This window comes from Mesorhizobium sp. NPDC059025 (assembly GCF_042739655.1).
In the GTDB taxonomy this organism is placed as follows: Bacteria; Pseudomonadota; Alphaproteobacteria; order Rhizobiales; family Rhizobiaceae; genus Mesorhizobium.
In genome coordinates, this window is record NZ_JBHYIM010000011.1 from 173681 (window position 1) to 195653 (window position 21973).

Annotated in this window: 25 protein-coding genes, 1 tRNA gene and 1 pseudogene; 17 read left to right on the forward strand and 10 right to left on the reverse strand. The window is 60.0% G+C overall.

From position 1 onward, the window contains the following. Window positions 1–70 precede the first annotated feature (70 nt). A tRNA-Val gene (locus ACFWYE_RS23740) sits at window positions 71–145 on the forward strand. A gap of 358 nt (window positions 146–503) precedes the next feature. After that, the gene (locus tag ACFWYE_RS23745; protein ID WP_379114726.1) at window positions 504–1265 is read left to right on the forward strand and encodes a glycosyltransferase family 4 protein; all 762 of its coding nucleotides are present in this window, start codon (window positions 504–506) and stop codon (window positions 1263–1265) included. Window positions 1266–1533: 268 nt separating this feature from the next. Here ACFWYE_RS23745 and ACFWYE_RS23750 read toward each other — a convergent pair whose 3' ends face one another. Both ACFWYE_RS23750 and ACFWYE_RS23755 read right to left on the reverse strand, forming a co-directional pair. Continuing rightward, on the reverse strand, window positions 1534–3429 hold the full coding sequence (locus ACFWYE_RS23750; RefSeq protein WP_379114727.1) for a murein L,D-transpeptidase: 1896 nt from the start codon (window positions 3427–3429) through the stop codon (window positions 1534–1536). Between the two features lie 222 nt (window positions 3430–3651). Further along, the gene (locus ACFWYE_RS23755; protein WP_379114728.1) at window positions 3652–4398 is read right to left on the reverse strand and encodes an SDR family NAD(P)-dependent oxidoreductase; all 747 of its coding nucleotides are present in this window, start codon (window positions 4396–4398) and stop codon (window positions 3652–3654) included. A gap of 100 nt (window positions 4399–4498) precedes the next feature. Here ACFWYE_RS23755 and ACFWYE_RS23760 point away from each other — a divergent pair, with 100 nt between their 5' ends. After that, on the forward strand, window positions 4499–5131 hold the full coding sequence (locus ACFWYE_RS23760; RefSeq protein ID WP_379114729.1) for a TetR/AcrR family transcriptional regulator: 633 nt from the start codon (window positions 4499–4501) through the stop codon (window positions 5129–5131). Window positions 5132–5200: 69 nt separating this feature from the next. After that, a complete protein-coding gene (locus ACFWYE_RS23765) occupies window positions 5201–5596 on the forward strand; it encodes a rhodanese-like domain-containing protein (RefSeq protein ID WP_379071552.1) in 396 nt (131 codons plus the stop codon). 21 nt (window positions 5597–5617) lie between these two features. Here the strand turns inward: ACFWYE_RS23765 and ACFWYE_RS23770 are convergent, their stop codons facing one another. Then, a complete protein-coding gene (locus tag ACFWYE_RS23770; RefSeq protein ID WP_379114730.1) occupies window positions 5618–6529 on the reverse strand; it encodes an alpha/beta fold hydrolase in 912 nt (303 codons plus the stop codon). A 48-nt stretch (window positions 6530–6577) separates the two neighbouring features. Here ACFWYE_RS23770 and ACFWYE_RS23775 point away from each other — a divergent pair, with 48 nt between their 5' ends. Next, the gene (locus tag ACFWYE_RS23775) at window positions 6578–7030 is read left to right on the forward strand and encodes a MarR family winged helix-turn-helix transcriptional regulator (protein ID WP_379071555.1); all 453 of its coding nucleotides are present in this window, start codon (window positions 6578–6580) and stop codon (window positions 7028–7030) included. Between the two features lie 33 nt (window positions 7031–7063). On the opposite strand, the gene ACFWYE_RS23780 is transcribed toward ACFWYE_RS23775, so the two are convergent. The 3 genes from ACFWYE_RS23780 to ACFWYE_RS23790 all read right to left on the reverse strand — a co-directional run bounded on the left by ACFWYE_RS23780 (window position 7064) and on the right by ACFWYE_RS23790 (window position 8668). Continuing rightward, complete coding sequence (locus ACFWYE_RS23780) at window positions 7064–7675, reverse strand: pyridoxamine 5'-phosphate oxidase family protein (RefSeq protein WP_379114731.1); 612 nt, start codon at window positions 7673–7675, stop codon at window positions 7064–7066. A gap of 63 nt (window positions 7676–7738) precedes the next feature. Next, complete coding sequence (locus tag ACFWYE_RS23785; protein WP_379114732.1) at window positions 7739–8092, reverse strand: gamma-butyrobetaine hydroxylase-like domain-containing protein; 354 nt, start codon at window positions 8090–8092, stop codon at window positions 7739–7741. A 90-nt stretch (window positions 8093–8182) separates the two neighbouring features. Further along, complete coding sequence (locus ACFWYE_RS23790) at window positions 8183–8668, reverse strand: Lrp/AsnC family transcriptional regulator (protein WP_379114733.1); 486 nt, start codon at window positions 8666–8668, stop codon at window positions 8183–8185. A gap of 105 nt (window positions 8669–8773) precedes the next feature. Here ACFWYE_RS23790 and rhtA point away from each other — a divergent pair, with 105 nt between their 5' ends. From rhtA to ACFWYE_RS23845, 11 genes and pseudogenes are all read left to right on the forward strand, one after another. Beyond that, window positions 8774–9676: a threonine/homoserine exporter RhtA gene (gene rhtA / locus ACFWYE_RS23795; RefSeq protein ID WP_379114734.1), complete on the forward strand. Its 903-nt coding sequence runs from the start codon at window positions 8774–8776 to the stop codon at window positions 9674–9676. Between the two features lie 162 nt (window positions 9677–9838). Continuing rightward, window positions 9839–10846, forward strand: coding sequence for a GTP 3',8-cyclase MoaA (gene moaA / locus ACFWYE_RS23800; protein WP_379114735.1), 1008 nt, complete (start codon window positions 9839–9841; stop codon window positions 10844–10846). Between the two features lie 180 nt (window positions 10847–11026). Then, window positions 11027–11947, forward strand: coding sequence for a DMT family transporter (locus ACFWYE_RS23805; RefSeq protein WP_379114771.1), 921 nt, complete (start codon window positions 11027–11029; stop codon window positions 11945–11947). Between the two features lie 28 nt (window positions 11948–11975). Next, window positions 11976–12608 (forward strand): molybdenum cofactor guanylyltransferase MobA, encoded by a 633-nt coding sequence (gene mobA / locus ACFWYE_RS23810; RefSeq protein WP_379114736.1) that lies wholly within the window; start codon window positions 11976–11978, stop codon window positions 12606–12608. Beyond that, on the forward strand, window positions 12605–13114 hold the full coding sequence (mobB, locus tag ACFWYE_RS23815) for a molybdopterin-guanine dinucleotide biosynthesis protein B (protein ID WP_379114737.1): 510 nt from the start codon (window positions 12605–12607) through the stop codon (window positions 13112–13114). Before mobA ends, mobB begins: the two co-directional genes overlap by 4 nt. Before the next feature lie 201 nt (window positions 13115–13315). After that, complete coding sequence (locus tag ACFWYE_RS23820; RefSeq protein WP_129415469.1) at window positions 13316–14101, forward strand: ABC transporter substrate-binding protein; 786 nt, start codon at window positions 13316–13318, stop codon at window positions 14099–14101. 109 nt (window positions 14102–14210) lie between these two features. Continuing rightward, window positions 14211–14924, forward strand: a complete 714-nt coding sequence (locus ACFWYE_RS23825; protein ID WP_144377515.1) for an ABC transporter permease — start codon at window positions 14211–14213, stop codon at window positions 14922–14924. Then, a complete protein-coding gene (locus ACFWYE_RS23830) occupies window positions 14921–15745 on the forward strand; it encodes an ABC transporter permease (protein WP_379114738.1) in 825 nt (274 codons plus the stop codon). The genes ACFWYE_RS23825 and ACFWYE_RS23830 overlap by 4 nt, the downstream gene beginning before the upstream one ends. Before the next feature lie 62 nt (window positions 15746–15807). After that, window positions 15808–16710: pseudogene (locus tag ACFWYE_RS23835) on the forward strand (NAD(P)-dependent oxidoreductase); the annotation flags it as partial. Between the two features lies 1 nt (window position 16711). After that, entirely contained in the window at window positions 16712–17143 is a 432-nt protein-coding gene (locus ACFWYE_RS23840; protein ID WP_379114739.1) for a cell envelope integrity protein TolA, read from the forward strand. A 5-nt stretch (window positions 17144–17148) separates the two neighbouring features. Next, a complete protein-coding gene (locus ACFWYE_RS23845; protein WP_379114740.1) occupies window positions 17149–17853 on the forward strand; it encodes a DNA alkylation repair protein in 705 nt (234 codons plus the stop codon). A 19-nt stretch (window positions 17854–17872) separates the two neighbouring features. On the opposite strand, the gene ACFWYE_RS23850 is transcribed toward ACFWYE_RS23845, so the two are convergent. From ACFWYE_RS23850 to ACFWYE_RS23865, 4 genes are all read right to left on the reverse strand, one after another. Then, complete coding sequence (locus ACFWYE_RS23850; protein WP_054313024.1) at window positions 17873–18364, reverse strand: Lrp/AsnC family transcriptional regulator; 492 nt, start codon at window positions 18362–18364, stop codon at window positions 17873–17875. Between the two features lie 108 nt (window positions 18365–18472). Further along, window positions 18473–19156 carry a uracil-DNA glycosylase family protein gene (locus ACFWYE_RS23855; protein ID WP_379073061.1) on the reverse strand — a complete coding sequence of 228 codons (684 nt, stop codon included), beginning with the start codon at window positions 19154–19156 and terminating at the stop codon, window positions 18473–18475. After that, window positions 19096–19707: a glutathione S-transferase gene (locus ACFWYE_RS23860; RefSeq protein ID WP_379114741.1), complete on the reverse strand. Its 612-nt coding sequence runs from the start codon at window positions 19705–19707 to the stop codon at window positions 19096–19098. Before ACFWYE_RS23860 ends, ACFWYE_RS23855 begins: the two co-directional genes overlap by 61 nt. A 42-nt stretch (window positions 19708–19749) precedes the next feature. Then, on the reverse strand, window positions 19750–20370 hold the full coding sequence (locus tag ACFWYE_RS23865) for a thermonuclease family protein (protein ID WP_379114742.1): 621 nt from the start codon (window positions 20368–20370) through the stop codon (window positions 19750–19752). A 73-nt stretch (window positions 20371–20443) separates the two neighbouring features. On the opposite strand from ACFWYE_RS23865, the gene ACFWYE_RS23870 reads away from it, so the two are divergent. After that, entirely contained in the window at window positions 20444–21967 is a 1524-nt protein-coding gene (locus ACFWYE_RS23870; RefSeq protein WP_379071598.1) for a sensor histidine kinase, read from the forward strand. Window positions 21968–21973: the final 6 nt, after the last annotated feature.

The following is a 21973-nucleotide window of genomic DNA, read 5'->3' on the forward strand; positions in this document are numbered from 1 at the left end:
GGAACGGACTGTTGACTTCCAGCTACCACCCACCTTATATCGCGGCGCGCTTGGCCTTCGGGCACGGAGCGGGCGATTAGCTCAGCGGGAGAGCACACCCTTCACACGGGTGGGGTCGTAGGTTCAATCCCTACATCGCCCACCATTCCGCTTACCTGATATCGAGCTGCTTTTTTCGCTCGCATCTCTATCTATGACGTATATCGAAACTGGTGATGCGATTGAGCGCAGTAGGCTTCGCTGCGACTTAACTTGCATTGATGCCTCCTATCCAGTCAGCCCGGCTGCTTATCGCGTCTCGTATGATTCACCTATTCAATGGCTTCATGAGCCCCTATGGGGGCAGCGACCTGGAGACTTTAGAACTATATCGGCACCTGAGTGCCGATACGAAGGTTCGTCTTTGGGCAACCTCCTCGAGAGCATCGAATGAATTGGTGCTGCAATACCCCATTCGGCATCCCTCACCGCTTACGTGGGACGTGCCGGACGGTGGAACATACGTGTTTCTCGGCGCGCACTGGCGGGGCAAACTCTGGCCCTACCTGATACCGCGGCCGCGCCGATTGATTTATGTATTCAACACCTTTCACCCCAAGATCCCGGCGCTGACGACACGGATGCCACGCATGCTCGGTTGGCCAAAGGCCGAGATGGTGCTGATTTCAGAATTTCAAAAGCGGATCTTGCAACTCGACGGCGTCGTACATCCGTCGCCAATTGATATCGACAGGTTTTCGCCGGCCCCGCGAAGACCAGATCGCGCTTTCACGGTTGGCAGACTTAGCCGCGATTCTGCCGCCAAACACCATCCAGACGACACACAGGTCTATGAGGCTTTGCTTGCGGACGACGCTGCAGTGCGGATCCAGGGCGGAACAGTTCTCAAAGACAGGTTGGCAGTGCGGCCACAGGTCGAACTTTTACGCGAAGGGCAGTTTCCAGCAGAGGAGTTCCTGCCAACGCTGGATGTGTTCTACTACCGCACCGGCACACATGTAGAGACTTTCGGCCGCGTGGTCCTGGAGGCGATGGCGTGCGCTCTACCGGTGGTCTGTCACAGGCATGGTGGCTATGCTGATCACATCAAGCAGGGCGAGAACGGCTTTCTGTTTGACACACCCCAGGAAGCCATTGAGATCCTGGCCACACTAAAAGCAAATCCTGCTTTGCGGGCTAGCGTCGGCCACAACGCCCGACAGACAGCCGAGCGCTTGTTCTCGTCCGTCGCCATCAGAGAACGAATTGATTTCTACAGGAGCTGACAGGAAAGCTTCACCGGAATCTGCGACTGACCGTTTGGAAACCTGGACTGACCCAACCCAGTCAGCGACGACAGGATATCCCCGGCATCATTGCTATTCTTCTTCTGCTCGCGGCAGTTGTTATCGCGATATTCTGATATGGCGCGAAAAACGAACGCCAGCGTCCTTCCGCGCGGTTTCCCAGGAATCTCGGCCAGCTAAATAGCAAAGTGGGAAACAGGAGCAGTCGTCAACTGTGGAAATCGGATCGCATGTTCGATTCACTCTTTTAGCTAACCGGCCCGCGTACCGCAGCTACCGCTTCCAGGGCCTGCCGCAAGCGATCGTCGCGGCCGTAGACATCGTCAAAAAACTCGACCTTTCCAGACATGTCCGGCCAGGCGGTGAAGTAGGCGACATAGACAGGAATCTTGCGGCTCACCTTTTCGGATGAATGTCCCTTGGCCAGCTTGCCGGCGACATAATCGACCGAGGTGCCAAGCACGGCAGCGGCCATGCCGCGAGGGTCCTGCAGGCGCACGCAGCCATGGCTCAGTGCCCGATTGTCGCGCTGGAAAAATGCCTTCTGCGGCGTGTCATGCATGTAGATGGCGTGCTTGTTGGGGAACAGAATCTTCAACTCACCCAGCGAATTGGCCTCGCTCGGCTGCTGACGGACATTGAAAGGGATCTTTGAGCCGTATGCACCCCAGTCGACCGAGGATGACGGGATACGCTTGCCGCGCGAATCCGAGACCTCATATCCCGCGCGATCGAGATAGCCGGGATCGCGCCGCAGCCGCGGCAGCATTTCATTGACCAGGATCGATTGCGGCACCCCCCAATAGGGATTGTAGTCGACCTGTTCGATCTCATCATAGAAAAAACTGGTCTGGTTGGCGACCTTGCCGATGACGGTCCGCGTTTTCAGCTTCTCCTGGCCGCCTTCGATGTAGCTGGCACTGAAGGCTGGCTGGTTGATGAAGACCCGCGGGTCTCCGAGTTCGGACGGATGCCAACGCAGTTCCTCAAGCGCATACTGCACCTTGGCGACACGATCCGCCTTGGACGTGCCTGCAAGAGCCGCAACGGTGCGCGGACCAATGACGCCGTCATCCTTCTGGCCAGCCTTCTTCTGTGCCGCCTTGATCACCGGCACCAGTTCCGGAACATAAGCCTCGCTGGTGACAAGCCGTGCCAGCACTTCGCCGTAATCGCCACCCATCTCATCGTCGAGATCCCGCGCGATCAGCGACAGCAGCTTGGGCAACTCCGCGCTTGTTTCGCCAGGTTTCAATTTCAGTTTGGAATCGACGACGATCTCGTTTTCCTCGCTCGCCTTGAGTGCTTCGAGCTCCACGCGCAGCGCCTGATATTCGGCATTCTGCGGATGGCGCGATTCCAGATAGGTGCCAACCTCCTGCGTGCGCGCAAGCGTCTTGAGCGCGCCCTCCCGATCCAGAGGCTTTGCCGGGAAATCGTAGTAGCCGGAGATGCGGTTCGGATCGATGCGCCCATCCTGGGCGTCGTCGATGTAACGCAGCACACGTGCCGACAGTGCCATTTCGAAGCGGATCATCTCCTTCGCGCGCGTCGTCGGATCAGTCGAGGCGGAGGTCGGTACATCGACCAGGTAGTCCTGCGGCGCCAGCCCATAGGTTGCGGCATCGCCCAGTACACGCATCGCTTGCCTGGCCCGCTCATTCGGTTCGGTATTGGTCACCCAGATGAAATCGGGATTGGCGGCATAATAGGCGGCGAGCGCCTTGGCATTCGCTGCCTCGGCACGCAAGTCGTAGTCGGCCAGCCCGCCGAGCGCCTCATGGAAGGCATCACCGGCCTGTGCCGGCTCAAATGCAGCGTTCTGTGGAGCTGCTGACAAAGACGAGAAGTCGACCTTCACCAGCGGGTCGGCTTTATAGGTGTTGTAGGTCGGACCCGTGATCTTGGCGATGGCGGCGGCCTTACGTGCGTTGGGTGGCGGCGGAAATTCACCCCGCCGCTGAGCAGGGCGCCTGTAAGGATCGCCATATTCGCCGTCCCGCATCGAGGGCGGTCCGCGGCGCACGTCACCGCCGAAGAGCATGTCAAACAAGCCATCGGCATTGGCGTGAGGAGATCCCAGCAGCGTCACGGCCAGGGCCGCAAACGGCAGCAACAAGGATCTCTTCGCGAACGACTTCATGGATCACCCTCTCCGACCCGTCATCGGGCTCCAAACGCCGCCGTGAGCATGCTGATCATCCGCATGGCGGTTCCGTGACAGGATAATAGCGTTTCACGCGCATTTGTTTAAGTCTTCGTTAAACAAGACGGCATCGGCCGATCACTTCCACAAAAGCAGTGTGGCGGCACGGAAACGGTTCCGCACCGCCAAACCAACGAAAATCGACGAAAACCGGAGGCGTCAGGTATTGGCGCCGCCGTCGATGGTGAAGGCGGAGCCGGTGACGAATCGGCTCTCCGGCCCAGCAAGCCAGGCGACGAGGCTGGCGATTTCCGATGCATCACCGAAACGCGGTGTCGCCATCTTCTGGCGTTGATGCTCGGCATGCGGCCCGTCGGCCGGATTCATGTCCGTGTTGGTCGAACCCGGATTGACGATGTTGGCGGTGATGCCGCGCGCGCCCAGGTCACGTGCCAAGGCCTTGGTCAGGCCGACCAGTCCTGCTTTGCTCGCGGAATAGGCAGCGAGCCCCGGATCGGTGATGCGATCGGCAAGGTTGCTGGAGATCGAAATGATCGAACCACCCTCGCCCATCAGAGCGGCCGCTGCCTTCGATGCGACGAACGGCGCCCGAAGATTGACCTCGATCGACTCGTCGAAGTCAGCAAGCGAGAGGCTGTCCACCGGCTCCGCACGCCAGATGCCGGCACTGTTGACCAGGATGTCCAGTCGCCCCAGCACTTCGGCTGCCTCTTTCACGGACCGCTCGACGGCATCGGCATCGCGATTGTCGGCCTGAATTGCAACAGCCCTGCGACCGCTGGCCTTGATTTCAGCCACGACCGACTCGGCCTTTTCGGAACCGTTCACATAGGTGATCGCAACGTCCGCGCCCTCAGCGGCAAGACGACGGGCGATGGCCGCGCCAATGCCTCGGCTGCCGCCGGTTACCAGAGCCGTCTTGCCCTGCAATTTGGTGGAAGTCATCGATTTTCCTTTCTGTATCGATCGATACAGAAATATCTGACAAGGTTGCGCAAGGCCGTCAAGTCATTTATGTATTGATCGATACAGAAATGGAAATCCCATGGCGGATCGTGGACGTCCACGCGGCTTTGACCGTACCGAGGCCCTGGAGCGGGCTATGCAGGTATTCTGGAAAAAGGGCTATGAAGGCTCCTCGCTGAATGATCTCACAGCGGCAATGGGGATCGGCTGCCCCAGCCTCTACGCGGCCTTTGGCAGCAAGGAAGGCTTGTTCCTCGAAGCCATTGCCCACTATGGCGAGGTTGTCGGCAAGGAGATCTGGGACGCTGTCGAGATCGCCCCGACGGCATATGCAGCGATGCGGGATTTTCTGAATGCCACGGTTGAAGCGTATTCTAGGACGGATTCCCCGCAGGGCTGCCTCATCGCACTGGCCGCGTTGCATCAGGATTCGAGCTCGGGCGCGATCTGCAGCGAGTTGCGCCGTCGACGCGCGGAAAATATCGACGCCCTTCGCCGCCGATTCCAGCGTAGCGTGGAAGATGCCGACCTGCCCGCCGGTTTCGACTGCGATGCGGCCGCCCTGTTCTACAGCACAACGCAGCATGGCATGTCGATCATCGCGCGCGACGGCGCCTCGCGGGAGGCACTGGCCGCTGTTGCCGATGGAGCCATGGCAGCCTTCCAACCCCTGGTGGACAAGGCCAATGCCAATGCGCCGTATGGCTCGTGACAAAGCCGTCATGGTGTGATGGAAATCCGGCAAGGACGCCATCGGGGTCGAGGTCTTGCGGAGGGCAGCGTGAAAAGAGGGTTTCGCCAGATGCTGGACGAGGCCAATGCCGAGATCGAGGCGGTTTCGCCCGATGAGGCAGCGGCGTTGCTGGAGGACGATGGCACGATCTTTGTCGACCTGCGTGATCCCCGCGAAGTCGAGCAAAGCGGACGCATACCTGGCGCCAGGCACTGCCCTCGCGGCATGTTGGAATTCTGGATCGATCCGGACAGCCCGTATCACAAGGCCTATTTTGCTTCGGGAAAGAGCTTCGTCTTCTTCTGCGCCGGCGGTTGGCGCTCGGCGCTTGCCACCAAGACCGCGCAGGATATGGGCCTGACCCCGGTCAAACATATCCTCGGCGGCTTCACGGCCTGGAAGGATGCAGGGCTGCCGATAGAAGCCCCCGAAGGCAAGAAGTAGACGAACGCAGCTTCCTCTTGCTTAATGCACCAGTTCTGGCCGGGTGCGCTCCGCGGCGAAGGCAACCGCTTTCTCGACAACACCAGGATCTGCCAGGATGCGGCGGTGGCCAAGGCCATTTGCCCAATGCAGGCGAACGTGGTCGCCGGCACTCGCGTAGAGATCGGCATGTCGCGCTGACACCTCCTTGTCGTCAGGTGCATGGATGACCAGGGTCGGAACCGGCACATCGGCGAGTTGGCGGCCACCCTGGAATTCCTTCAGCGGGCGTCCGGCAAGCTGCTCCACCCGCCCCGCCATAGCAGTCTGCGAGCGCGGACCGACATTGAGCAGACGGCTGAACTCGGCGAAGAGATCGGGTATCGAACTTGGAGCCGCGATCAGAACCAGCTTTTCCGTATTGACCGGCAGATAACCTTTGACCGACCCGACTGCGGCGTTGGTTGCAACGGCGCCGCCGAAGGAGTGGCCGACCGTGGCAACGAAAGGACCAAACCAATCGCCAGCAAGCCGTGCTGCCTCGACCGCATTGACCATATTGAGCCGGCGTCCGGAAGAAGCACCATGACCGGGCAGATCGAGAGACACCACCCTGTAGCCATCTTCGAGAAATCCCTGGATCAGCGAGCGCATATATTCCGTGCGCGAACGCCAGCCATGGATGGCGAGAATCGTGCCGCGCGATCCCCTGCCCTGGTCCGGGCGGAATTCGTGCACGACCACGCATCCTGCCTTTGTCTTCAACCGATGATGACGCGCTCCGGCCATGAAATCGGCAGCGCGGTCGATGGCACGGCGCTCGCCATCACTCGCCTTGTTGACATTGGGCGTGCGACAGAACACTTCGAACGCGGCGCGGCCTGCCAAACCGGGGGCGATGCGCTCGCCGAAGCCAAACAGGCCGCGGATGACCTTCAAACCAAATGATGCCATAGTGGCGATCCAACAGAATAGTTCAACCATGAACATGTTAGTTCAAGAATGAACAAAAAACAAGACTTGCCTTGGGACAATCCGCGATTCCGAAACTGGATCGCGCTCGTGCGCGCCGAAAAGGCCGTGGTGGCGGCGCTTAGCAAGGCGCTGCAGCCTCTCGACCTGAAAATCGCGCAGTTGGACATGCTGATGAACCTCTATCGGCATCCCGGCATGTCGCAGCATGATCTTGCCCGCAGGCTGCTGGTGGGGCGATCCAACATCACGATGCTGTTGCCGCAACTCGAAGCCCGGGGTTTGGTGACGCGCGAGAACGACGCCAAGGACAAGCGGGTGATGCGCCTGACCCTCACCGAAAGCGGTGAAGGCCTGCTGATGGAGGCATTGCGCGTCTATACGACGTTGATCGAGCGCGTGATGGCACAGTCGACGCCGGCCGAATGCGATCGCATGGGCGCGATGATGCTCCGCATCACTGAAGCCATGAAGATCGAATAGCGTCCGCCGTCGCTATGGCCGGGATTTCGGCCTTCACCACATCGACTTCTTCGCCCGTTCGGGCCAATCCTTGTCGTAGGCGCTACCGTCGATGCTCTTGCGGCTCGTGATCTCCAGCATCTGCCCGGGCGTCGGCAGGCTCTTGGGATCGACATGCTTGTTCGCGTTCCACAGATCGGAGCGATGGATGGCTCGGGCGCACTGGAAATAGACCGTCTCGACTGCGACGATCGTGACCGAGCGCGCCGGCTTTCCTTCGATGGTGAAGGAAGCGCACAGTTCGGCATCGGTGGTGATGGAAGCCGTGCCGTTCACGCGCAAGGTCGTTCCCGAGCCCGGCACGAGGAAGAGCAGTCCGACGCGGGGATCCCGAATGATGTTTCGTAGCGAATCGGCGCGGTTGTTGCCGCGGCGATCGGGCATCATCAGCGTCTTCGGATCATGAAGGCGCACGAAACCAGCCAGATCGCCGCGTGGCGAACAATCCAATCCTTCGGGCCCCGATGTGGCGAGAGCGACGAAGGGTGAAGCTTCGATGAAGGCAGCGTATTCGGGAATGACGTGATCGAGTTCCTTGACCAGCGAGGCTTCGCCAGGAAGCCCATAGAGTGCCTCCAACTGCTCTACGGTCTCTATGATCGACATCGGTCCTTGCTCCGTGAAGCCTGCGGCTATCGCGACCGCATGACAATTTGACGACAGATCCGGCTAACGATCCCTGCTCAATCCCTTCGTCGTCAGTTCATCGAGATAGCTTTGCCACCGGCTTTCTTTTTCGTGGCCGAGCGTATGCAGGTAGGTCCAGGTGAAAATACCTGTGTCGTGGAAGTCGTCAAACGTTATGCGAACCGCGTAGTTACCCACCGGTTCGATCTTGAGGATTGCGACCTCGCGCTTGCCGGGCACCGTCACGCGTTGCTCGGGCGCATGGCCCTGCACTTCCGCCGAGGGGGAAAGCACGCGCAACAATTCCGCCGACAGTTCGAATGGCCGGTGGTCGGGAAATGTCACCGTCAGCAGTTTCCGGTCCTTGGAGACCCGAAGTTCCTTCGGAGCAGTCATGGGCGTCCCTCGTGGATGGCTTCCGACTACGCCTGTTCGTCGATGTTGGGAAGACCGCAGCTCTGGCGACCATTGACCCAATGGTCGAAATCAGGAAACTTCCTTGCCGATAGGAATGAAGCCCGACTTTTTCGTGCTGCGGATCACCACGAGCGTTACGAAAGTCCGTACCCGCTCGTCACTGGCAAACAGGCGGTGCGCCAGATTGTCGTAGCTTTCCATGTCGCGTGCCACGATCTTCACCACAAAGTCGTACTCCCCGGTGATCTGCCAGCCTTCGATCACCTGCGGCTCGGCCTCAAGCTTGCGCAGCAGTTCATGGATGGTGCGCGAACCCTCCCGCTCGAGTGTCACCAGAACGATCATCGAAAGCGGCCATCCCAGTGTGCGGGGTGCGACGACCGCAACTTCACGCTGGATTGTGCCATTCTCACGCAGGTGCCGAATACGCCGGTAGCAAGCAGGCGCGGAGAGACCGACACGCTCGGCCAGTACCGGGACCGGAATCCGCGCGTCGATCTGGAGCTGCTCGAGAATCCGTCTGTCGGCCTGATCAAGCACGATGTTTTGTGTCATCGACAATCTCGCAACGATAATTTTTATCACGAAATAGCAAAAATCGATCACCTTTGGCGAGCGGCAAAGCTAGTTTCCGGTCCGGAAAAACCTGCGGGGACCGCGATGACAACAGCAATCAGACAGGCTGAAACTCCAACAACGCTCCTGGTGCCTGTAGGTGCGCTGATTGTGGCCATGCTTTCCTTCACCTCGGGAGCATCGCTCGCCAAACAACTCTTTCCCGTCGTCGGCGCCGAGGGAACGACAGCGCTGCGTTTGTCGATCGGAGCACTGATCCTGTTCGCAGTCCTGCGGCCTTGGCGCGTCCGGCTTTCGGCCGCGTCATGGCGATCAGTCGTTTTCTACGGCCTGGCGATGGGTGGCATGAACCTGTTGTTCTACATGTCGATCCAGACGCTTCCCCTGGGCATTGCCATCGCGCTGGAATTCACCGGCCCGCTGAGTGTGGCGATACTGTCATCGCGCAGGAAGATTGACCTGCTGTGGGTGACGCTTGCCGCCGGAGGGCTGGTCCTGCTGCTGCCGATGGGCGACAGCGTCACCAATGTCGATCCGACCGGCGCCCTGCTGGCACTGGGCGCTGGTGGATGCTGGGCGCTCTACATCGTTGCCGGCAAGCGAGCCGGACAGGAGCACGGCACACTCGCTACGTCGCTTGGAATGGCCGTGGCCGCATTTGCGGTCGCGCCAATCGGCTTTGCGCATGCGGGTACGGCTCTCTTCCAACCCGATGTGCTTCTGATCGGAACTGTGGTGGCCGTCCTTTCCAGCGCGTTTCCGTACACGCTGGAAATGTTTGCCCTGCGGCATCTGCCGGCACAGACCTACGGCACGCTGACCAGCGGCGAGCCGGCGGCTGGAGCCATGGTGGGCCTGTTCCTGCTCGGGGAAGCCCTGCCAATGTTGCAATGGTGCGCGATCGCCATGATCGTTGCCGCCTCGGTCGGCGCTACAATGACGGCAATGCGCAACCAGTCGCCGCCCGAACCGCTCAATCTGGGCTGAGCTACCACGGGATATCCCAGGCGCGACATTACTGTGGTTGCGTCTGACGGATGGGGAATGATACCAAATGGCACCCTTTGCCGGGCTTGAAAGATTGCTATCAAGGCCCGACATTCATCAAACCCTTTCTGATTGCAGTGACGGCGGACTGAAGGCGACTGAATGCAATTTGCCAGCCCTATGATCGATCCTTTTGGTCGCACGATCAGCTATTTGCGCGTGTCTGTTACCGACCGCTGTGATTTCCGCTGCGTTTATTGCATGGCCGAGGACATGGCTTTCCTGCCGAAGAAAGACCTTCTGACGCTGGAGGAACTTGATCGGCTCTGCACCGTCTTTATCGAAAAAGGCGTTCGCAAGCTGCGATTGACCGGTGGCGAACCGCTGGTTCGCAAGAACATCATGCATCTGGTGCGCGAGCTGTCGCGTCACCTCGAAAGCGGCGCCCTGGAAGAGCTGACGCTGACGACCAACGGTTCGCAGTTGGCGCGCTTCGCCGCCGAACTGGCAGATTGCGGCGTGCGCCGCATCAATGTTTCGCTGGATACACTCGACGCTGACAAGTTTCACGCCATTACGCGCTGGGGCCATCTCGGCAAGGTGATGGCCGGCATTGACGCGGCTCAAGCCGCCGGCATCAAGGTGAAGCTCAATGCGGTGGCCCTGAAGGGTTTCAACGACCGGGAAATCCCCGACATGTTGCGCTGGGCCAATGGCCGCGGCATGGACCTGACGCTGATCGAGACCATGCCAATGGGGGAAATAGACGGCGACCGTACCGACCAATATCTGCCGCTGTCGCTGATGCGCGCCGAACTGGAGCGCAGCTTCACGCTGAAGGACATACCCTACAAGACCGGCGGCCCTGCCCGTTATGTCGAAGTCGCAGAAACTGGTGGCAGGCTCGGCTTCATTACGCCGATGACGCATAATTTCTGCGAAAGCTGCAATCGTGTGCGCCTTACCTGTACCGGCACGCTCTATATGTGCCTGGGCCAGGAGGATGCCGCCGATCTGCGTACGCCGCTGCGTGCGTCCGAAGGCAATGAGCTGGTTTCGAACGTCATCGATGAAGCAATCGGTCGCAAGCCCAAAGGGCACGACTTCGTCATCGACCGCCGCACCAATCGTCCGTCCGTGTCGCGCCACATGAGCGTTACCGGCGGTTAGGACGCGATCCTGACGCCAATCCCTGGCCCATCGCTTTATCATTGCCGATGACCTCACCGGTGATAGAGGGTTTCGAACCTGGAGCGTTTCCCTTTTTTCACGCTGAAACGCTCTAACTCTTTGTCTTGACGCAATTCCGGACGCACTTTCATGGAATTGCTTTGGCCGACAGGATCAACCTTGCCCCTTTCGCCCAATCTTCGCGGCGCCGTCTACATGATCGTGGCGATGATCGGTTTTGCCTTCAACGACGCCATCACCAAACATTCCTCCGCCTCGATGAACATGGCACAAGTGATGCTGGTACGTGGCCTCTTCGCCTCGACCTTGATCGCCTTGCTTGCCTGGCGACAAGGCGCACTCGCGGCGCCACGCCTCGCCTTTCACCCGCTGGTGGCGGTGAGAGCGCTCGCTGAATCGGGTGGCACGCTCAGTTTCCTGCTTGCGCTTGCGCATCTGCCACTCGCCAATGTCTCTGCCGTCATGCAGGCATTGCCACTGGCGGTCACCATGGGTGCAGCGCTGTTCTTTGGTGAGGGGGTCGGCTGGCGCCGCTGGCTCGCCATCGTGATGGGATTTTTCGGCGTGATGATCGTCGTTCGACCGGGCTTCGAGGGTTTTAGCCCCTATTCGCTGCTGGCCCTGGCAAGTGTCGTTTGCTGCATGGTCAGGGATCTCGTCACCAAGAAGATTCCTACGGAAATCCCGACCTTGCTGGTCTCGACCACCACGGCGATGATCATCACAATCCTCGGTGCCTTGCTGCTCGTCCCGATGGGCGGATGGACGACGATGTCCGGCCCCGACCTGACCTTGCTTGCCGTCGCCGCCGTGCTCGTCCTGATCGGCTACCAGTTCGTCATTCTGTCGATGCGCACCGGCGACGTTTCCTTCGTTGCGCCCTACCGCTACACCGCACTTCTGTGGTCGATGCTGCTTGGGTTAATCGTCTTCAGCGACATTCCCGATTCCGCGATGCTGCTGGGTTCAGCCGTCGTCGTTGCCTCCGGCATCTATACCTTCTACCGCGAGCGTGTCGTCGGAAGGCCGCGCAATGCCGTCGAAAGCACTGGACCCACAATGGAGCCGGACGGCATATAACGAAAGCACCGCAGGGAGGCGAAGTGCCATGAGTGTCGAAGTTGCCGGGGTCATTCTGGCCGGGGGACTGTCGAGCCGTATGGGCGGTGGCGACAAGGGTCTGCTGTCGCTGGGTGACCAATCCATTCTTGATCGGGTGACGGCCCGCTTCGCGCCGCAAGTCGGCTCTCTTGCGCTTAACGCCAACGGCGATCCCACCCGCTTTTCGGCCTTTCAGCATTCGATACTGGCCGACGCGGTCACAGGCTTTCCGGGCCCCCTCGCCGGCATCCTTACCGGACTGGAGTGGGCTGGCACCAAAACGAAGGCTGCCATGATCACAACCGTGGCCGCTGACACGCCGTTTTTTCCCCTGGACCTGGTTGCCCGGCTAACGGCGGCGATCGATGGACGTGATGAAGTCATCGCCGTGGCACGTTCTTCAGGCCGCTTGCATCCCACTTTCGCGCTCTGGCCAGCCAGGCTGCGCGAACCGCTGCGTCATTTCCTCGTCGAGGAAGGCAACCGTCGCGTCCTGTCTTTCATCGAGCGCCATAGCTTCCTCGAGGTGGACTTTCCCTTGCAACCGCTGCGCTCGGGCACATTCGACCCGTTCTTCAACATCAACACGCCCGCCGACCTTGTCGAAGCAGAGCGAATCCTCAAAGAGATTCCCGCATGAGCAATCGCGTCTTCGGCATCACCGGCTGGAAGAATTCCGGCAAGACGACGCTAACGGAGAAACTGGTCGCCGAACTTGTGCGACGAGGCCGGCGTGTCTCGACTGTGAAGCATGCCCATCACGACTTCGACATCGACAAGGAAGGTGCCGACTCCTTCCGTCACCGCCAGGCAGGCGCCAGCGAAGTCGCCATCGTCTCAGGCCGTCGCTGGGCGCTGATGCACGAATTGCGCGGCGAAGAAGAGCCAAAACTTGCCGATATTCTCGAAAGACTGGGGCCGGCTGATATCGTCATAGTCGAAGGCTACAAGCGCGAGAATCATTTCAAGATCGAAGCCCGGCGCACCGGTGCGAAGGATCGCACGCCGCTCGCGCCGTCCGACCCAAGCATCGTTGCCGTCGCGGCGGACCATCCCCAGGTGAATGAGACGCTGCCTGTCTTCGACCTCGATGATATCGCTTCGATAGCCGACTTCATCGAGCGGCGAGTCGGCCTCAACGGCTGACCTGACCTGCCGAGAGGCAGATGCTTCCCCAACGATATGTGCAAAACCCACGTATTTTTGCCGATGCTGAAAGACATTATCGGCGGTTTTGCAGTTGCTTTCACTTGGTAAAAAGTTCCAGTATTTGGACTAGCGGGCGGTCAACAGCTCCGCCCGAACGAGCCGCCTGGACAGCGGCCGGGACCAACAGAGAGGATCATCATGCGTATTGCAATGCGTATCGCGCTCGCCACGTCAGCGATCATGCTGGCATTGGGCGCCGCCCAGGCCCAGGAGAAGGTCGTCAAGATCGGCACCGAAGGCGCCTACCCGCCCTTCAACAACCTGACCGCCGACGGCAAGCTCGTCGGTTTTGATATCGATATCGCCCAAGCGCTCTGCGACGAAATGAAGGTCAAGTGCGAATTCGTGGCTCAGGACTGGGACGGCATCATCCCTGCCCTGCAGGCCGGCAAGTTCGACGCCATCGTGGCGTCCATGTCGATCACCGAAGAGCGCAAGCAGAAGGTCGACTTCACCAACAAGTATTACAACACGCCGTCGGCCATCGCCGTGCCGAAGGACAGCACGCTGAAGGGTGTGAAGAAGGAAGACCTCGCTGGCAAGACCATCGGCACGCAGTCTTCGACCACCCACTTCAACTACGCGTCGAAGACCTTCACGGACTCGACCGTAAAGCCGTATCCGACCGCTCAGGAATACCAGCTCGACCTCGCCAACGGCCGTCTCGATGCGGTTGAGGACGATATCGTCGTGCTCAGCCAGTGGCTCGAAACCCAGGACGGCGCCTGCTGCAAGCTGCTTGGCCAGCCTGAACCGCAGCCGGTCGAAATCTTCGGTGAAGGTGCCGGTATTGCCATCCGCAAGGGCGACACCGAACTCAAGGACAAGCTCAACGCCGCCATCAAGGCCATCCGCGCCAACGGCAAATATAAGGAAATCAACGAGAAATACTTCAAGTTCGACGTCTACGGCGCCGATTCCTGATCGATTGATTGTTGAAGCAGAAAGGCGGGGACACCCGCCTTTCTTGTCCTGGCCAGCCATGTCATGAGGGGACGACACGGCGGGTTCAAAAAGGGGAACAGGCGGGCGTATGGAAAGCGTTTGGACGCTTCTGAGTTGGGGACCGGACGGCTGGTCGGATAATATCTTCAATGGCGTTTTGGTCACGATCGCACTTGCGATTGCAACCTTGCCTGTCGGACTTGCGATCGGGTTTCTGATCGCATTGGCCAAGCAGTCGAAGGAGCCTTCACTCAGGCTCGCCGGCAATCTCTACACCACCATCTTCCGCGGCCTGCCGGAACTGTTGACGCTGTTTCTCGTGTTTTTCGGGGCGCAGATCGCCCTGCAGAAACTCGTGCAGCTTTTCAATCCGACCGCGACCGTCGAGGTCAATGCCTTCGTATCCGGCATGATCGCGCTCGGCGTCGTCTTTTCATCCTATGCCAGCGAGGTCTTCCTGTCGGCGTTTCGTGCCATTCCGCATGGCCAGTATGAAGGCGGCTACGCAGTCGGCCTCACGAAGAACCAAACCATGAGGCTTGTTGTCCTGCCGCAATTGGTCCGTATCGCCCTGCCCGGCCTCGCCAATCTATGGCTGATCCTGCTCAAGGACACCGCACTCGTTTCTGCCGTCGGCCTCAACGATATTCTGCGCGAGACTGGTGTCGCCGCGCGCGTCACCAAACACGCATTCCTGTTCTTCGGTTATGCAGCGCTGATCTATCTGGTGCTCGCCATCATCTCCTCCTTCGGCATCAACGCCATCGAACGCGCAGTCGGACGACGGGAGGCCTCGCGATGAGTGCTGCTGACATCGCCACAGTCGAGAGGCCGCCAGAGCCGCCTCGTGGTTGGACAAAGGCACGCATAACTGGCCATGCGCTGCTTGCACTCTGGGCGCTTCTGGGTCTCGGACTGGTGTGGTTCCTTGCCACATCCTGGAACCCTGAACTTATTCAGAAGTATGCCCCGGGGTACTGGTCGGGCATTCTTGTCACCTTGAAGCTGGTGGCGATTTCGTGTGCGGTCGGCGCAGTGCTGTCGATCCCGATCGCGTATATGCGCATGTCGAAGAACACCATCCTCTCCGCCATCGCCTACGCCTATGTCTATTTCTTCCGCGGTACGCCGCTGCTTGCCCAGACCTTCCTGATCTATTACGGCCTCGGCTCGTTCCGGCCGCAACTCGAGATGGTTGGTCTGTGGGGTTTCTTCCGCGAAGCCTTCAACTGTGCGGTCTTCGCCTTCGCACTCAACACAGCCGCCTATCAGGCCGAAATCCTGCGCGGTGCCATCGAAAGCGTCCCAAGAGGACAATGGGAGGGAGCAGCATCGCTCGGTCTGCACAAACTGCAGACATTGCGCCAGATCATCCTGCCGCAGGCATTGATTGTCGCGCTTCGCCCCTACGGCAACGAAGTGATCCTGATGATCAAGGGCTCGGCCATCGTTGCCATCATCACGGTCTACGACCTGATGGGCATCACGCGCCTCACCTATTCTCGCACGTTCGACTTCCAGGCCTATATCTGGGCGGCAATCTTCTACCTCATCATGGTCGAGGTGCTGCGCCACGCCATCGAATGGATCGAGCAGCGCATCACCCGCCACCTGCGTCGCTGATCGAAATGCGACGCGCTGTGGACCAAACTGGAAATTGCCCAAATCCGCTGTGATCGGCTAAGACTTCAGCACAGCGATCAAAAGGGACTTCTGGCATGGCAGTGGTGGCATATCTTGGCCTCGGCGTGATGGGTTATCCGATGGCCGGGCATCTCAAGAACAAGGGCGGCCACGACGTGACCGTCTACAATCGTTCCGCCGCCAAGGCCGAGAAATGGGTAGCCGAGCATGGTGGCGCCATGGCGCTGACGCCGAAGCAGGCAGCGGAAGGCAAGGATTTCGTCTTTTCCTGCGTCGGTAACGACGACGATCTGCGCTCCGTCACCATCGGCGCGGACGGCGCCTTCCACGGCATGAAGAAGGGTTCGATCTTCATCGACAACACCACGGCCTCCGCCGAAGTTGCTCGCGAACTCGCAGCCGAGGCCGAAAAGCGTGGTTTCTTCTTCCTCGACGCGCCAGTCTCCGGCGGACAGGCCGGAGCCGAAAATGGCGTGCTCACCGTCATGGTTGGCGGTGCCGACGATGCCTTCGAAAGGGCCAAACCCGTCATTTCGGCTTTCGCACGCATGGTCGGTCTGATGGGACCGGTCGGCGCCGGCCAGCTCACCAAGATGATCAATCAGATCTGCATCGCCGGCCTTGTCCAGGGCCTCGCCGAAGCCATTCATTTCAGCAAGAAATCGGGGCTGGACGTGGAAAAAGTGGTGGATGTCATCTCCAAGGGGGCGGCAGGTTCGTGGCAGATGGAAAACCGCCACAAGACGATGAACGCCGGCAAATATGATTTCGGCTTCGCGGTAGACTGGATGCGCAAGGACCTCGGCATCTGCCTGGCGGAGGCGGACCGCAACGGCGCACGGCTTCCGGTCACGGCTCTGGTCGACCAGTTCTACAAGGACGTGCAGGCCATGGGCGGCAGCCGCTGGGATACCTCCTCGCTGCTCGCGCGCCTGGAGAAGTAGCATGATGGGTCGGGCGCCGTTGCTTCTGACGGCGCTCTTCCTGGCGGCTTGTCCGGCCAACGCCGAGCCAAACAAGGTCGTCGCCGACTATTTGCGCGATCAAGTTGCGCGCTGCTGGAATCCTCCGGCCGGCACGGCGGGAATCGGCGCTGTGTTCATAACATTTCAGCTAGACCGTCGGGGACGGATAGCAGGAACTCCGCTGCTGGCCGGCCACGAGGCTGACGTGCGTATCGAACTCGATGACAAGGGCGAGGTCGCAAACCCTCCCAGGATCATCGCAACACAACAGGACGGAAGACGCGCGGCGGTTGTTCGGCACGCGATATCGGCCATCCGGAAATGTTCACCCTTTCCTGGTCTGGCGAAATTGGCTCCATACGAAAACTGGCGGGAAATCACGCTCACCTTCGAGCCGCGCGGGCTGCGCTGAAGAGCATGACGAACCCACTTTCTCCCACCTCAACCGCCACGGAAATCCTTGCCTATCTGCACACCCTCGCCTCGGAGACGAACCGCGAGGGCATGCAGCGGTTCGGCATCAAGGTCGAGCGCGCGCTTGGCATTCCACATGGTCCGCAGCGCGACATCGCCAGGACGATCAAGCGCAATCACGAACGCGCTTTCGAACTCTGGGAAAGTGGCATCGTCGAGGCGCAGTTCATCGCATCGGCTACAGTTGATCCGAAGCGCTTTTCTGCAGATGATGCAAGGACCTGGGCGTCCACCTTCGATTCATGGGACATTGTCGACGGTGTCACCGATCTATTCGTCGATACCGAACATTGGCGGCTGCTCATCGACGAATTCGCAGAAGACGAGCGCGAATTCGTCCGTCGCGCGGCTTTTTCCATGATCGCCTGGGCATCCGTTCATCGCAAGAAGGAGCCGGACGCCACATTCGAGAACCTGCTTCCGTTGATTGAAAGGTATTCGGGGGACAGCCGCAACTTCGTCAAGAAGGCGGTCAACTGGGCGCTGCGGCAGATCGGCAAGCGCTCGATGTCGTTGCATCTCCCAGCGCTTGCCCTGGCGGAAAAACTGGCTGCCTCCTCCGACAAGACCGAACGCTGGATCGGCAAGGATGCCGTGCGTGAGTTGACCAATCCGAAGATACTGCAAAGACTGGCCAAGCGCGGCTGATGGCGGCCCGAACGAACGATCAGGCCGCGCTCTGGCCCGCCTCGCGATCGAGCGTCATGTAGTCCAGCGGCATTTCGGTGGTGAACTTGATCTGCTCCATCGCAAAGACCGACGAGACATCGCGGATTTCAATCTTGGCGATCAGGCGTTTGTAGAAGGCATCATAGGCGGCGATATCGGGCACCACGACACGCAGCAGATAGTCGACGTCGCCGCTCATGCGGTAGAACTCGACCACCTCCGGGAACTCCTGGATGACCTCCGAGAAGCGACGCAGCCATTCATGGCTGTGTGAGTTGGTGCGGATCGAGACAAACACCGTCACGCGTGCGTTGATCTTCTCCGGGTCGAGCAACGCGACACGACGCTTGATGACGCCCTCCTCCTCCAGCTTCTGGATGCGACGCCAGCAAGGGGTGGTCGACAGGCCGACTTTCTTGGCTACATCAGCGACCGCAAGGGTCGCGTCCTCCTGCAAAAGGCGGAGGATTTTTCTATCAAGGCGATCCATCTTGGGCTCCCGAGGAAAATATTTCCCCATATTCCTTCGAAATTCTGTCACAGACAAGAAAGGAATTCTGCCTGATCGCCGCGAAACGAGTGATAATTTGCGCCGAATTCAGCCAATGCGAGAGCGGATTTCCGATTTCAGGAAAGGCAGCAACTCCATTTCGAACCAGGGATTCTTCTTCAACCAGCCGGTGTTGCGCCAGGATGGGTGCGGCAAGGGCAGCACTTTCGGGCCGACCGCTGCATTCCAGATGGCGCGCCAGTCATACACGGTCTCGGTCAACGAACCACGCCGCATCGCGCCCATGTGCCAGCTCTGAGCGTATATGCCGATGGTCAGGACGAGTTCGATCTGCGGCATCGCCGCCATGAGCTGTCCGCGCCAGGCAGGCGCACATTCCTTGCGCGGCGGCAGATCCGCGCCCTTGGCATCCTGGCCGGGGAAACAGAAGCCCATCGGCACGATGGCGAATTTTTCGGTGTCATAAAACTCGTCCGACGACACGCCCAGCCAATCCCGCAGCCGATCGCCGGAAGCGTCGGTGAACGGCAGGCCGGAGAGATGCACCTTCGTGCCGGGCGCCTGGCTGGCCAGGAGAATGCGCGCTGTCGACGATGGCCGCAGCACGGGCCGCGGTTCATGCGGCAACGGCCTGCCGCTCGGCATCTCGACACAGATGCGACAGGCCCGCACCTGCGCGACAAGCTGCTCCAATCCTACGTTCATGCAGCTCAGGCGCCGGCGCTTGGCCGCCCGGAAACGGTCCTGTACCAGCGCAGCACATGCTTGCAGTCTTCCGGCACCGGGATTCGAGCAGGTTTCATGAAATCGACCGCGACAAGACCGGTAATGTCAGCCACCGAATAGCTGCCGCCCGCGATGAACTCGCGCCCAGCCAGCTCCTTGTCGAGCAGCCGCAGGAACTCCACAGCCTTCGGCTTGTTCGCCTCCCCCCATTCCGGCACCTGCGGCACTTCCCATTCCTTCATGGCAGGGTGGATATGGCGGAAGGCCTGCGCCACCGGCGTAAACAGGTTGAACTCCATACGCCGTTGCCACATCTCGACCTGGGCGCGGCCGAGCGCTCCTGTTCCGAACAGAACCGGCTCGGGATGCAATTCCTCGAAATAGCGACAGATTGCGACAGTCTCGGTGAGCACCGTACCGTCGTCGAGTTCCAGAACAGGCAGACGTTGCAGCGGATTGCGGCTGGTGACCGCTTCTTCCCTATGGCCAAGAGCGCCCATGTCGACCGGCTCCAGCGGGACACTCAGCCCTTTTTCCGCCAGGAAAATGCGAACCCGGCGCGGGTTGGGTGCCCGGCCGCCGTCGTAAAGCTTCATGACATGCTCCCGATTTGATCTATGCCCACCATAAAACCGCAATCAGCGGAGGCGAAACAGTTCTCGCAAGGTATCGCCGACACTCGCCAACGTTCCATGCCTCGGTTCCGCCGCACCGTCATGGGAGCGGCGCCAGTCCCTCGGCTCGTCGAAACTGCCCGCCCAGATGCCGGCGCGCGCAACGCGCGCCGCAGCTTCCTCCACGTCAAAGTCGCCAAAGGCAACCGCCCAGCCGGCCCTGACCTGCTCGGCATTGAGGTCGACATTCCCCACCTTGCAGTCGCCAAGAAGCCGGTCATAACGATCGCGCTGCCATCCGCTGCAGGATACCGCGCGGCCGCCGATCAATTTCACCAAGGCCTGTCTCGATAATTTCCCACAGGGATAGTCCAATCCGTCCTTGCGGCACAGTTGAGAGTATTCCGGGGCGTCGATACCGCGCAGGCGAATGCGCTCCTTGCCCAATGTGATCGTATCGCCGTCATTGACGATCGCCGTGCCATTTTCCTGACGTGTCGATACGCGATCGAACCGGGCCACGATCAGGGCCACCAATCCCAGGAAAAGAATGGCCAGCGCATAGTCCAAGAACCTGCGCCACGAGCTGCGCGGACGCGGCGGATAAGGCCGCCGTCCGGGCCTTTGCGACCATGAACGGCTCATATGGCAAACAAGTTCTTAATCATTCCGCCTTAGCGTCCGGATTGGAGCCGCTGCCCGCAATAATTGAAGTTTCATGCCACTGCTAAGCTCGAACACGGCGGACAAGAACATTGTGGACCGCAGCAAGCCGCATCGCAACAGCGATGTCGCGCGTGCTGTGAAGCGTACGCGCGACCGTCTTTCGCAGCAGGCCGGCAATCCTGATTTCGACCGTGAACTGCTGAAGCTGCACGCCCGCGCGATCGTGAACAGCGCCGCGGCCGTGCCGTTGCTGGTGCTGACCATCGCCGTTGCCGGTCTTGCCGCCGGAATGAATACGGACACGCTTGTCTGGGCGCTTTTTACCATGGGATGCTATGCGGGACTTGCCGTCATAGCGCGTCGCGTCGACCGTACCGAAGCCGCCGCAGTCAAACCGGATCCGATCCGCAACACCTTTCTGGCGGCGCATGGTCTCAGCGGTCTTGGCTGGGCCTATTTCGCATCGCTTGGCTGCGGTGCCTGCACGATCGACCAATTCCCGGTCATCAAGGCAGTCATCCTTCTGATGGCGATGGCAGCCACGGCGATCATGGCTTCGTCCCTGCGCGGTGCGTTGCTGGCCACCTTCGCCATTCCGGTCGCGACCTACGCCTATGTCGGCTCCCAGGGTTGGATGCCGGCGGAACCGATCATGGTCGCGCTGCTCGTCGCGGCGCTCCCTTTCTTCGCCTATGTGGCGCATCACCTCAATCGTTCGTCGGTGATGCTGCTGTCCTTCCGAACCGAGAAGGATTCGCTCATTGCCGAACTCGAAACCGCCAAGGCGATGTCCGACGAAGCACGACGCCGGGCCGAGGAAGCCAATCTCGCCAAATCGCGGTTTCTTGCCTCGATGAGCCACGAGTTGCGCACGCCGCTCAACGCCATCCTGGGTTTTTCGGAAGTGATGGCCAATGAAGTGCTCGGTCCCATGGGGAACGATACATATAAGGCCTACGCTTCAGACGTTCACGATTCCGGCCGTCACCTGCTCGACCTGATCAACGAAATCCTCGATCTCTCGCGTATCGAAGCAGGACGTTACCAGCTCAACGAAGAGCCGGTGACACTGCTGGCGATCGTCGAGGATTGTTGCCACATGATGGAATTGCGGGCACGCAACAAGGACATTCGCATCGTCGAAGAGTTCGAGCACCAGTTGCCACGCCTGTTCGCCGACGAACGGGCTGTGCGCCAGATCGCCCTCAATCTCCTGTCCAACGCGGTGAAATTCACTCCGACCGGTGGCGAGGTGCGCGTACGCGTCGGCTGGACCGCGGGCGGCGGCCAATACATCTCGATCAAGGACAACGGCCCTGGCATTCCGGCGGACGAAATCCCTGTCGTGCTGTCGGCCTTTGGACAAGGCTCGATCGCCATCAAGAGCGCGGAACAGGGTACAGGGCTTGGCCTGCCGATCGTGCAGGGGTTGATGGCGATGCATGGCGGAGAGTTCGAACTCTATTCGAAACTGCGCGAAGGCACCGAGGCTATCGCCATCTTCCCGCCGACAAGGGTGATGGAGCAACTGCCGGCATTGCCGACCAAGATCGCCGCCGGAAGCCGGCGCCGCTGATCTGGA